Here is a 13,188-nt window from a genome sequence, read left to right as displayed (position 1 = left end):
AAATAAATCGATTAATACGTAAATTTACAATCTGTTAGAAGTTTAAAATATCTTTATAATGGGAGTCAAAATCTAAGAACTCTAATAAAGAAAGAGATTAAATTAATAAATTCACTACAAAATTTAAGGTGCCATTAATGATAGCACCTTAAATATTCTTTAGTCCTCACCTTCAACCCATTGGGCATTTCTCGTATTAGGGGTGAAGTTATTTGGATCTGTATTACTGCCAGATGGATTAATTTTGGTATAATCACAAATTTGACTTGGCATTTCTCGGCATTCTCCGGCAGGTCGATTTGTTTTAAGCTCATAAGTATTAGGAGCGATTAAAACATATTCTCCTGCATAAGCTTTGTTGCTAGCAGTAAAAGCGCTTCCAACGGCAAATACTACTGCCGCACCTAATAATAATTTAAAATTTTTCATAATAAAAAGTTTTTGATTTGTTGCTTACTCTAGTTGAAGGTTTTCAGCTTCCCCTTATTTTGGACCCAATAATTTTAATTCATTTATACTGATCTAAATTATTGTAACTGGTTATAAAGTAAATGATCTGACAAGTTTTTCTTGTTTACTCGAATAGCGAGTGAAGTGATCACAACGAAAAAAAGGTTAAAAATTAAATGTTGTGGCCATGTTAGATTTTTTATGACGCCTCCACATGAACACGGCACATACTCAAAAACATGAAATAGAACTAGCGCTGTATAAATTGTAAATAAGCTCATCAAAAACAATGATGCATATAAACCTATCAATCTGGCTTTTTCAAATAATAGAGCAATTACAATTGAAATTTCAGTTATTGGTATTAACCACCTTAACAATGGTGTTAAGCTATTCGGAAAGGGCTGATTATTTAAATCATAAGTAAACCCCTTAAAATCAACAAATTTGCTTACACCAGTATAGAGGAACAAAATGACCAATAATACAACTACTATCTCCGTAAAAATTCTCTTTTTTTGCATGACAATGGTTTTTTAGCTTTTTCATTTCTCACAGTTGAAATTTAAAGGCTATTACCATTTTTTTTTCGATATAAATTTCAAACTGTCGTGAGAAATAATTCAAACAAATGTAGAGGGAGAAAACAACATGATGCAACATAATGATGTTACGATTCTAGAAAAACACCATAACTTTCCTTTATTCAAAGCAAAAATTCATATTGTAATAATTCTAGAATAATAACAAAAATGACGGTCTTTGGAAGCGCCATTCTTATAAATCACTTATTTTTTTTCTTTTTTTTATCAAATTCAAATGAAGTTTTACCATTTTCGTCAAGTATAATGTATGCATCAAACTTATTTCCTGATCTACTTTTCATGCCTTTCAAAAGTGATGTCCTTTTTTTGGTAATTAAGTTTTCCATTTCCTTATCACTTAGGGCAACCTCACAGACCTTCTTAAACTGAATCCATTCACAGTTCTTATCTGGACATTTTACTACATGTTCATTAAAGATTAAATTATGAGTTTTGCATTTTGGACATTTTAATTGCAATGTATTTGGTACAAACTCAGTAGATAGAAGTTCTGTGGTAATTTCTTTAGCATAGGCTTCCATTTCATTTTGAAATAGATTAGCATTTAACTCATTATTTTCTATCTTCTGAAGAGCAAGCTCCCATTGCGCAGTCATAGCGACATCGGCTATTTTCTTTTCTTTTACGAGTTCATAAACCTGAATTCCCTTTTTGGTTGGAACTAGATTTTTTTTCTCCCGGACAATATAATTTCGATCAAACAAAACTTCAATGATAGCTGCGCGAGTGGCTGGCGTTCCAATCCCAATATTATTAAGTGATTTACGCTCTTCTTCATTTTCAATTTGCTTCCCTGCATTTTCCATTGCCGATAGGAGACCTGCCTCAGTGTAAAGAACTGGCGGACGGGTCTTTTTTTCTAATATATTTGCCTCATTAACGCTGAGTGAATCACCCTCTTTTAATGTTGGTATATCCAATAATACCTCTTCATCATTGTCCTCATTTTTAAAGAGGTTTTGTATAGATCTCCATCCCGGATCAATCACACGGGCTCCTTTCAGAATAAATTCAAAGTGCAGTGATTCCAGCTTAACTTCAGTAATTTCTTTTGTACATTGGTAGCATATTGATTCAAGAAGCCTAATAGCAATCATATCATAGATAGCATTTTCCTTACTCGATAGGGCTGAAGGAATTTTATCTGTTATCAATAATGCATGATGATCTGTAACTTTAAGGTCATTCACAATTCTTTTATTGAATCGGCCCCATTTTACATTGTTTATCCGCTCTTTATAACCAACGCGATTCTCCAAAGCTCTGACTAGATCAGGGATCTCCGGCCAAATGTCATTAGATATATATTTACTGCCTGTTCGGGGATATGTAATGAATTTCTGCTCATATAAGCTTTGTGCAATTGATAAAGTCTCTTCGGCAGTAAGATCTAATTTCCTATTAGCTTCTTTTTGTAAAGAAGTTAAATCGAATAGTAGAGGTGGCTGTTCGTTTGAATTACGTTTATCGACTGAATTAACAATAGAACTTCCTAAACGCTCAATCGATTTTAATACTTCGGTAGCTTTTTCTTTATCATCCCATTTTTCCTTCGATATACTGGAGAAATAGAGTCCATCTTTTAAATATTTGAGTTCCAATTGCCAATAGGTTTCAATTTTAAAATTTTTATTGTCAATGTACCTCTTACAAATTAAGCTCAGAGTTGGTGTTTGCACTCTTCCTAGAGAATAAATTCCATTTCCAGCTTGTAAAGATAATGCCTGAGTTGAATTTATTCCCACAAGCCAATCCGCACGGCTTCTGGCTTGGGCAGCAAAAAATAATCCATCGAAATCGGTTCCTGGCTTTAGATTGGCAAAACCTTGGTCAATAGCTTTTTCTGTTAATGAGCTAATCCATAGTCGCTCAAAAGGTTTTTTACAATTCAAATAATTATAGATATATCTAAATATTAGTTCACCTTCTCTACCAGCGTCAGTTGCAACAATTATGCTGTCACATTGTTCAAAAATAGTTTCTATTATTTTTAATTGCCTAACTGCACTGGGATCGTCAAGATAACCTTTTTCTTTTTTGACTTTTCTTACTGTAAGTAAGAATGGATCTGGCAATATTGGTAAGTTGTCTTTTTGAAATCCGGTAATACCATATTCCGAAGGCATTCCCAAAGAAATTAAATGACCTATTGCCCAGGTAACGATATAGCCATTACCTTTTAAAAAACCTTCATTTTTTTCTGTTGCTCCCAAAAGTGCTGCAATTTCTCGCGCAACGCTTGGTTTTTCAGCTATTACTGCTTTCATATTAATTTATTTTAGGATACTCTTCGACCTCTTTTTTTAGGCGCATTGTTGGTTTCTTTTTGCGTGTTCTGCTGCCTTTTATTAGCAGGCGTACTTTGACCTGATTTTAATGGCTCCTTGATATTTTTAGTAGCTTCATTTGTTTTTCCATCGGAATTAACAGCGACCTGGGTTTTATGAGTTTCAGCTGTGGTTGCATTTTGTTTAAGTTTATTGGGGTTTTTAAAATTAAAATCCAATTCTCCTTTTTCTTTATTTAGCCATACATATCCCGGATATTCCTTCCCAGCACCATCCTTAAAATCGGTAATATATACTGTTTCACCCTTGCTAAGTTTATTATACTGGTCGAATGTAAATTCTTTCCTTCTAAAAGTTTTTGGTATTTCTGCAGATTGGTTTTGAGAGTTATCCTGTTTTTGAATTTTGGAATTTCCTTTATCAAATTGAAATTCAATATGACCTTTGAAAGCATTAAATTGGATTTCACCATTAAATAAAGTATCTCTTTTAGAAAGCATCCCTTCAAGATATACAGGCTTACCTTCCAATAAAAGATTTTTTTGATCGGGAGTAAGGGTCACTCCTTTGATAATATCATCAATACGCATCTTTTCAACCGGAAAAGAAACTAATTGATTTGTATCCTTATCTAGCGTTATCACATGGAAAGCCTTCGTATTATTATCTGTAATTAGTTCTACAGCTCTTCCCATATTTCCTCTTTCTAATAGGTTGGTTTTATCCTCTTCGGTAAATTCATGTCCTTGAAATTTTTTATCTAATTCAATTTCATTTTTTTTGGGAAGCATGTTAAATACCGCTAGACCATCCTTTCCCTGTTCAAGCCATAACTTAGCTTGGGTTTCAATTTCTTGATTTCCAACTTTTAACGATACTGTAAGCATGTCATTTGTTTTATAACCTTTTAAAAGAGAGTCCAAAAGATTGAATTTCTCAAATTCCTCGCGGCTGTATCCAAGATTTTCAAGGCTTTTCCAGTCGATTTTTTCAATGGAATAGTGATTACCATTACTATTTTCCGTTTTGTTTTGTTGTTTCGCCATAGTATTTTTATTATTGTTTTTACTCAAAATATCTTTTAGTCCTTCCAGAAGCTCTTTACCTTCAAGTTTTGCTGTATCAATAAATTGCTGCATTTTTTTCGCTATCATGACAGCAGTTTCAATAGGAACTTTAAAAAAATTGAAGCGTGTGGGATTGCCGATCTGACTAAAAAAATTCTTTAAAAAATTGGAAAGCATATCTTCATTTTTGTTGAGTTTCAAAAAAGAATTTTCTTTTCTTTTAGTTGGATCAACCGTTTCAAGCTCATCTTTTTCACCAGGTTTTTTGCCGGATTTTTTCTTTATTCCTTTAACCGCGAGAATTTTATTGGTTTCTGTATCATGGACAAGCAATGTATCTGTTAGATCATTTGCTTGATCAGATTTCTGATTTTTGGATTGATTAGTACTCATAACTCTAAATTTTTGTAAATCTCAGATCAAGGTATTTTATAAATCAATAGCAATAACTAAGTTGGAATTTTATGGTATTATTCGGCTTTCAATTTCCTCTTACGCTTAGTGGGAGTGTTAAAACTATCACGAATAAATTGGTGGACATCTGATAATTTGTAATAAAGCTTACCACTAATAGTGTAATAGAGTAATTTACCATCAGACCTGTATCTCTGTAATGAACGATTACTAATTTTTAGCATTTGAAGCAAATCCTGATTGTCTAGCAATTCTTCTCCATCAATTGCATTGTTAGTTTTCTTCATTTCTCTTACGCTCTCGGAAATCAAATCGAATCGATCCATGATTCTTTCCATCCAAGCAATAAATTCTAATCTGTCAATATTCATCTGTTTAAAATTTTTGTTCACAGACAAATTTCTTAGAGTAAAATAGCTCAGTAACCCAAGTTTAATCAAGAGCTGCCAAGAGAAATTGAAAATTTTTTTTTGTAATTTTTATTCTTCAGATGCTCCAATTCTCACGAATGAAAGGTTTCTATTTTGTTGGTTTATTAGGTCAACTTGGCATATCTTGGCATAACTTGGTAAAAAAAAGACAACCTATTGGCTGTCTTAATCAAATAATGTTATAGGTTCCTGCTCATGTATTCTTCTAAACTTACTTTAAGATGGTCAAGAAAAGCTGTTTTACTTCCGGACCTGACTTTCATTCGGTGGAAAGCATGGTGGAAATCGCCTAGTTCTATCTGGAAAAGTGTTTCAATTATGGTACTGATTTTTGATATTGCCAATCGACCATTGGATAAAGACCTGGCAGCATATAATGCATATATTAACTCTATTAGAGCGTTCTTAGAATCGGTCCAGAACATATCATCGTAATTGGTATATGTTAGCGATGGTGAATCATATTCATTGTCAGGGCTCAACCTATTTCTTATATAAGTATATAATAGTTCATCTGCAATGATATGAGCGACTTTATAGTCATAATATGTTGAAAAATTTGGATCGATTTCAAAGACAAAACTATTTAGTCCTTCTATTATATCAATATTTCCTAAAGCAAAATATTTCTTATCCAGATCTTTACGATCTGATTTTATATATCGATAAAAATCTGAATCTACAAAATGCTCCTGAAATTCTTTGTTTAATTTTTCAAGTTCATTTTCGAAATATATCTTATAAAGTTCACCAGCTTTTGTTGGACAAGATGTTTCAATTCTATATACCTTATTATAATAAATAAGCTTTCCTAGAAGTTGTGGTTTTACGTATTTAAAAAAATTGATCTCCTGATCTTTATCAATGAAACCTTTGTCTGATACAAGCTTTTTTGTTTCATTCAATAATTCTCGGAGAGAGGTCGCCATTTGATAGGCTTCTTTTATAACCTTTTCTTTAGTTAGCGTAATTTTGCATTCTTGAATTTCAATACGTTTTACTATTGTATCATAAATTGATTTTGTCATGGTAAAAATATATTTGAAAGGTTCTCATTATCAGGTCCAGTGATCAGCAGTCCTAAAAATATAATATTTTTCCCTTTGTGGCGATTTATTTAATTTATCAATTAATTATATATTATTTTGCTAATAACCTTTATTACATTTTTAAATTTTTATTGAAATATTTTATTCGTTCATAATTTGATTCATAAGCAATTTAAATTAATGTAAGGTGAAATTATTTGCTGTTTAATATTTGAGTGTGATTAGCAAATATTCGTTGTGTGATGTTTGATATAACAGGAACTAATTGACAAAATTTGTTCTAATAGGCGACTTACGTGCTAAGAGATAGATCTCCTTTATATATGGTCTAAACTATTGTAAATAAAAACCTTCCAAAATAAAGTTGGAAGGTTTAAAATGCTTGTATGATTTCTAATGCCATCTTTTTTTTGTTATTCTTTTTAAGATAGCATTACCATCACTACTTAATTCATTTAAGGATTTTTCTTTACCCTCTTGAATCCATTCTAATAGTTCCATTTTAGAAAAATGCAATCTATTTCCCTTTTTATAAAACGGTATTTCGCGTAGACAAACTTTAGAATATAATGTTGGTAATGATAATTTTAAAATTTTGCAAGCCTCTTTCGCATCAATAAATTCAAGTTCTGGCATTTCATTTTGGATACGATCCAATAAAATTTCTTCTAAACTTTCCAATCTTTCTTCAATTCTTCTAAGAATATTTGGTATTTGATCAAATGTATATTCCATTTTTTTTTTTCAAGTTAATAAGACCTTGAAAAACGTTCTTGATAATGACTTGATCTGTCGTAATTTGTCTTTTGAAGGTATTTATAGCTTACTAACTATTTCATAAAATCTCAAAATTACTAGATATTTAAATTATCTGTTGGAGGATCAATCTGGTCGATATTTACGATGTTCTTACCTATATCAAATAAATTAATTTTAATTTTTTCAGAGGCTTCTTTTTTTAAACTGTCAACTATTTTCGCATATATCTCTGTTGTTTTGATATCTTTATGTCCCAATAGTTTTGAAACTGTATATATAGATGTTCCAGCAGCTATTTGTAAGGTCGCAAAGGTATGTCTGAAACCGTGGAAGGTGAAATGTTTTTCTATACCAGCATTTGCCAACCACTTTTTCAACTCTGCTACTGTGTTATGATAATTTAATCCTTCAAATACTCTTGAATCAGAATTTCCTCTTGGACCTAACAATTTTATAGTTTGATCAGATACTGGATGATATTCTGCATTCTCTGTTTTTTCCTGATTATATACTATATAATAATTGCCTTCGGTTCCATGAATTTCACTCCATAATAGCTTTTCAACATCTGAATATCTGAAACCGGTCATAGCAGAGAAAAGTCCTGCCTTTTTTACTATTGGATTTCGACACTCAGAATTTGCCATTCTTTCTAATTCCTCCATGAATAAAAATGGACGATGAGTTTCCTGCGGTGCAATACTGTCAATTATTGAACCTAGGTCTGTGGGTAAAAAGCGCTTTTTAAAAGCCTCCTTTAATGTCAGCTTAAATCTTCCAAAATAAGCTACGGCAGTATTCTTTTTTATGGTTTTTCTGCGTCCCAATGCGGGGCATGTTAACAAATAATCTGCATATTCCTCACATAGCGTTTCATTCAATTCATTAAATGGAATTTCGGGCCCAACAAAAGTCTTAAAATATCTAACAGACATTACCCAGTTATAACAGTTGTTTCTTTTTTTAGCTTCAGCTTCAAAGAATTCAATAAAGTTTGATTTCATCTTTTCTTCAGAAATAAAATCAAACCTCTTGCTTTGTAATTCTATATGCCTTTGAGCTCTTACATATTCTCCTAAAGCTAAAGTTTCTTTATTGAACTTCCTTTCAGTTTCGTTTTTGGGACGATTATAGATATATAATTTTAGATAGTGTTTTCGTTCCATTTTTCCTGTTTCTGGATTATAAATGGGAGGCCATATGTCCAGAAATAAAGATTGTCTGCCTTTTGATATAGGTTTTTTCCTTAATGTTACTTTTGACATAATTTTGGATTTTTGAGTAATATTAAAAATTGATAGTGTAAGCCAGATTTTATGGCTCTCTTAGGGGAAATTTGGCGTCAGAATGCCAAATAAATTGGTGTTATCCTGAATAAATACCCAACTCAATCCTCTTTAAAATATGCTCAATTTTAACTCTTGGTACATATACAAATTTGCCCTTCTGAAATTTTGGGATATTATGTCTTTCTATAAGATTTTTTAAGGAAGTCGGAGAGATATTATACTCTTTTTGAATTTGACCCATTGTGAAGCAATCCTTTAAAGGTGTCCATTCAATCTTTTCCAAATCTTCTGTTGGATTTTGGATTACTTTTGGCTTGACTTCAAATAATGCATCAATATCTTTCTTTAATAGACGAATCTTTCTGATGGATAAATTAGCTGCAGGAATACTGCCATTTTTAACCATTCGATAGACTGTTCTCTTATCACATTTCAATAAAATAGAAGCTTCCTTGACTGTTAAGTAATCAAGGGTTTTGAGGGCAAAATAAGAGTTAGGATCTTCTTTAGGTTTTGATTGAGGTTTGGAAACTTCCTGAGTTGCTTCAGTCAATTTTTCTCTAAGTTCCCTAACATTAATCTTGTAAGCTCTGGAATTACAGGTTTTGCAACAGTATCTGGTTACTGTTGTTTGGGCAATAAATTCAAGTCCACAATGTTCGCAAATCTTCTTGATTTTCATAATATTTTATTTGTGGAAGAGATAATTTGGCTTAAGGTACATTATGGTACATTTAAGTACAATTAGGTACAATAAATTACCTTAAGTGACACTAACTCTCCCGAGTTAAAAAAAATAAAATATTATTGGTTTGAGGGACAACTGGGGGACAAAACTGAACAAAACTAACCAAACTTTGAAAAACTCATACAAAATCAATATTTTTGTAAATAGCTAATAATCAATCGTTTGGTTTGTTTTAGTTTGTTTTATTTGTCGTACTTATTTGCCAATACAGAATTTCGAGAAGATATTTCCCAGAATTTCGTCGTTTGTAACTTCTCCTGAGATGGTACCAAGGTGCTCCAGGGCATTTCTTAATTCATAGGCTAAAAGCTCCGTAGAAATACGGAAAGTAATAGCTTCTTTTACCTGATGCACCGCGTCCAACGACTTTCGTAAAGCCTCGAAGTGACGTTGGTTGGTAATCACCACATTGCTTTCTTCAGTTTTTAAATGCTCAACATACGATGATAATTCATTTTTTAAATCCTGAATATTTTGGTTTTCAACTGCCGAGATCTTAATAAAATCAAATTCGTGGCTGATTGCATTTCTGAAAATATCTTCTACGTTTTCGTATTTAGTAGGCGTTACTTCATCAATTTTTGTAGCACAAATGATAAGCTTTAAATCTTCTCTCAATAAAGATTGAATCATCTCAATATCTTCCGAAAAACTTTCAGTAGCAGCGTCTGCCAGATATACCAGAATATTGGCATTTTCTACCTTTTCTTTAGCTTTTTTTACCCCAATTGCTTCAATTTCATCCACTGTGTCACGGAGTCCGGCAGTATCGATAAGACGGAAAGCATTTCCTTTAATATGAAGAACTTCCTCAATTGTATCTCTGGTTGTTCCCGCAATATTGCTGACGATGGCTCTTTCTTCCTTCAATAAAGCATTGAGCAAGGTAGATTTTCCTGCATTAGGCTTTCCGATAATAGCAACAGCAGTACCATTTTTGATTGCATTTCCGTACTGGAAACTTTCAATAAGAGAATTTAATTTGATCTCAATTTTATCCAATAAACCACTTAATGCCGTCCTGTCTGCAAATTCCACATCTTCTTCTGCAAAATCCAATTCCAGTTCAATTAATGAAACAAAGTTCAGAAGATCTGTTCTTAAGAATGAAATTTCATTAGTAATTCCTCCTTTTAGCTGGTTGATAGCGACTTTTCTGGAAGCTTCATTTTCAGAAGCAATGACGTCGGCAATTGCTTCAGCCTGAGAAAGGTCAATTCTGCCATTGATAAATGCACGAAGGGTGAACTCTCCGGCTTTAGCCATTCTCGCACCGTTTTTAATCAGGGTTTCAAGAATACGTTTTCCAATATGTGGTGAGCCGTGAAAAGCTATTTCCACAGAGTTTTCTGTAGTGAAACTTTTCGGTGCCAGAAAAATTGAAAGCATTACTTCATCAATAGCCTCTTCACCATCCATAAAATATCCGTAATGAATCGTATGTGATTTCTGTTTTTCCAGCTTCTTTCCCGGAAAACTTTTCTGAACTATCGGTAAAGCGTCATTTCCTGACACTCTGATTATGCCTAATGCTCCTATTCCATTGGCTGTAGCCAGTGCACAAATGGTATCGTTATTCATGCTGCAAATTTAAGCTTTTTAATGCATATTTTGATAAAGGGCGGTCATACACTTTTTCTATAATTTTTATTTAAAAAGAAAAGAAATCGATTCCAATGTAAAGTTTCTGAAGATATACAAATGCTTAACGTTGTAGCAAGTAGTAGGTATGAATACCAAATTCATCCTGTCAAAAAATATTCTGGCCTTTTGGGTTAGATTAAATGATAATGTAATTTATTTTTAGAATTTTAAATAATATAAAATTACTTTTTAATAATTTCTAATTTTAATCGTATTATGCTGGTCGTTAGTTGTTTGTTCTGATTTGAACTTGAAAATAGATCTACATATTATGAAATAAAAACAAATTTCGGCACGAATTTATATTTGTTTATTACATCTTGAAAATGAGTTTGGTATGTTAATTGTTTATTAGGCCGTCAGCGATATCAAAAATTTAATTTTTTGATTTTATAATGTGAAAAATCTGTTAATTTAGTATAAAAGTCTATGAATAGTTTAAATTTTCTTAAAATCAATGAAAAAGTTATTTTTTTATTGATGATTGCTTTTTATGGCGTAATAAAAGCACAATGTATCCCCTATACGGGACAAGTGATGACCGCCGGTAATACCTATTGTTCGAACGGTAACCTTACTGTAGGAACAACTATTGATATTCCTTTTGGTGCTACTCTGATCATTCAGTCGGGGCAGCTGCAAACCGTAAATGTTGGAGTAAATGGTATACTTGATATTAATGACGGAGCAAGTGTTAGGTCTACAGGTTCTATTACGATTGGAACCTTCGGTACTCAGAAAAACTCTAAAATAAAATTAGGTACAAAATCATTTCTTTCATTAACGGGATCTGTTTCTCAGGGAGATCCTTCTTTTATGGGAGCATTTCCCGGAACTACATCAACCCTTGAAATGGGAACAAGCAGTGTAGTTGAAATATGCGGTACTTTCAGCCAGCAATCAACCACTTATCCGTTTGTAAATTATGTGGGAATTCCTACAGGAAAAGCATATTGTATTGCAAAAGCTGATGTAAGTGGTGGTGGACCGGGATCAGTTATTAGTAATGATAGTCAGATTGTAGCAATTGCGATGTCAACTGTTACTAATTTAGGACCCGGTAATGCTAGTTTCTGTGGCCCGAATGCGACTAAGTCTACTTGTCCGTCTTTATGGCCTGAAGGATTGTCTGAAGATAAATCCAGTTGTGGTAATGCACCGGTAATTATTGACGATATGGATGCTTTTTGTACAAAACCGGCAACAAGCGGAACGCCTGATGGTTTTACCAAGTTCGGGATTACGATACAGCAAAAAAGCAATGCTTGGCCTGAAAATATTCCTAACGGTTTTCTTGCTATGGAATCAAAAGACAAAGGATTTGTTATTACAAGAGTACAGCATGTAAGCCAGACGCCACAGCCTGGTGATGCAATTGCAGATCCTAAAGAAGGAATGCTTTTGTATGATCTTCAGGATAAATGTATAAAGCTTTATAACGGTACAGAGTGGAAATGTGTGCAAAGAAGCTGTAACGATTAATTTAATTAGTAAAGTAGTATGAAAAATATAAAAAACATAAGTATAGCAGTTGCATTGCTTATTTTTAATTCTTTCTTTGCTCAGGTGGCAATCGGAAAAGAAGTAGTAGACGGAAACAGTACGGTTTTAGACTTTAATAATGTATCAGGTAACACAAAAGGTGTAATCCTTCCGGCAACATCAGGTTTACCTACCGGAACATTGGTCAATGGAACTTTTGTCTTTGATCTAACTGATAATAAAGTAAAAGTGTATGAGAATGATGTATGGAAACCTTTGTCGGATGCAGGTAGCTCAAGCGCAGTTGTGGTAAATAATTCTGCTGAACTAGGGAAAGGTGTAATTATTGGAGCTTCATCCAGCACAGCGGATGGTGTTTTAGTATTAGAATCACAGGATAAAGCAATGATGCTCCCTAAAATAGCAACTCCACATCTCAATGTGAAAAATCCTTATCCTGGGATGATATGCTATGATACTACCAGTAAAACCCTGGCTATATTTGATGGTTCGGTCTGGAATTATTGGAAATAAATCTCATCTAAAATATCCGGAAAATATCCCGGAATACATTATAATTAAAACAGCTGTATAGAAAATGTATAGCTGTTTTTTTATGCATGAAAGATTGCTTGAATAGATGGTTTTAAGTGAAATAACAAGGTGTGGTATAGGTGTTATTAATTAAAATAACGAGAGATTACAAAAGGGGAATGTAATCTCTCGTGTTTAAACAAATAATAGGTGTTTAATATTCTAAGCTTATGTAAAATAAAAGTGGTGCTTTAATTTATTGTTTGTGTTGGATCTTAGAAATATTATTTCATCATAGTGTACATTGTGTTAATTAGGCCTCCTTTTTCGTTTGTGTTTTTATTACTATCTGTTTAAATTTTTTAAAATCTTACCCCTCTTAGTTTCATCATTTGTGTTGTCATTTGTGTTCTTAATACTTTTTACTA

General features: G+C 32.6%; 12 protein-coding genes. 2 read left to right on the top strand and 10 right to left on the bottom strand.

The genetic code is table 11. The features are described 5' to 3' along the window. Positions 1-159: 159 nt before the first annotated feature. The 10 genes from EG342_RS22420 to mnmE all read right to left on the bottom strand — a co-directional run bounded on the left by EG342_RS22420 (position 160) and on the right by mnmE (position 10,681). Positions 160-429, bottom strand: coding sequence for a DUF6520 family protein (locus EG342_RS22420; protein ID WP_048506292.1), 270 nt, complete (start codon positions 427-429; stop codon positions 160-162). A 98-nt stretch (positions 430-527) separates the two neighbouring features. Continuing rightward, positions 528-974: a MauE/DoxX family redox-associated membrane protein gene (locus EG342_RS25400; RefSeq protein WP_048506291.1), complete on the bottom strand. Its 447-nt coding sequence runs from the start codon at positions 972-974 to the stop codon at positions 528-530. A gap of 260 nt (positions 975-1,234) precedes the next feature. After that, the gene (locus EG342_RS22415; protein WP_073060415.1) at positions 1,235-3,322 is read right to left on the bottom strand and encodes a type IA DNA topoisomerase; all 2,088 of its coding nucleotides are present in this window, start codon (positions 3,320-3,322) and stop codon (positions 1,235-1,237) included. An 11-nt stretch (positions 3,323-3,333) separates the two neighbouring features. Next, entirely contained in the window at positions 3,334-4,803 is a 1,470-nt protein-coding gene (locus EG342_RS22410; protein ID WP_048506289.1) for a DUF3945 domain-containing protein, read from the bottom strand. Positions 4,804-4,880: 77 nt separating this feature from the next. After that, positions 4,881-5,195, bottom strand: coding sequence for a helix-turn-helix domain-containing protein (locus tag EG342_RS22405; RefSeq protein ID WP_048506288.1), 315 nt, complete (start codon positions 5,193-5,195; stop codon positions 4,881-4,883). Between the two features lie 239 nt (positions 5,196-5,434). Further along, positions 5,435-6,283, bottom strand: a complete 849-nt coding sequence (locus tag EG342_RS22400; protein ID WP_048506287.1) for an RteC domain-containing protein — start codon at positions 6,281-6,283, stop codon at positions 5,435-5,437. 414 nt (positions 6,284-6,697) lie between these two features. Next, entirely contained in the window at positions 6,698-7,039 is a 342-nt protein-coding gene (locus EG342_RS22395) for a helix-turn-helix domain-containing protein (protein WP_048506286.1), read from the bottom strand. Between the two features lie 119 nt (positions 7,040-7,158). Then, the gene (locus EG342_RS22390; RefSeq protein WP_073060417.1) at positions 7,159-8,328 is read right to left on the bottom strand and encodes a site-specific integrase; all 1,170 of its coding nucleotides are present in this window, start codon (positions 8,326-8,328) and stop codon (positions 7,159-7,161) included. A 100-nt stretch (positions 8,329-8,428) separates the two neighbouring features. After that, positions 8,429-9,034, bottom strand: a complete 606-nt coding sequence (locus EG342_RS22385; protein WP_048506285.1) for a helix-turn-helix domain-containing protein — start codon at positions 9,032-9,034, stop codon at positions 8,429-8,431. 261 nt (positions 9,035-9,295) lie between these two features. After that, entirely contained in the window at positions 9,296-10,681 is a 1,386-nt protein-coding gene (gene mnmE, locus EG342_RS22380; RefSeq protein ID WP_103290196.1) for a tRNA uridine-5-carboxymethylaminomethyl(34) synthesis GTPase MnmE, read from the bottom strand. Positions 10,682-11,173: 492 nt separating this feature from the next. On the opposite strand from mnmE, the gene EG342_RS22375 reads away from it, so the two are divergent. Next, entirely contained in the window at positions 11,174-12,226 is a 1,053-nt protein-coding gene (locus tag EG342_RS22375; protein WP_103290193.1) for a hypothetical protein, read from the top strand. Between the two features lie 18 nt (positions 12,227-12,244). After that, positions 12,245-12,760, top strand: coding sequence for a hypothetical protein (locus EG342_RS22370; RefSeq protein WP_103290190.1), 516 nt, complete (start codon positions 12,245-12,247; stop codon positions 12,758-12,760). The last annotated feature ends 428 nt before the right edge of the window (positions 12,761-13,188 follow it).

Source organism: Chryseobacterium lactis (assembly GCF_003815875.1).
In the GTDB taxonomy this organism is placed as follows: Bacteria; Bacteroidota; Bacteroidia; order Flavobacteriales; family Weeksellaceae; genus Chryseobacterium; species Chryseobacterium lactis.
The sequence above is the reverse complement of the archived record's forward strand: the minus strand, read 5'-3'. Positions and strand labels throughout refer to the sequence as shown.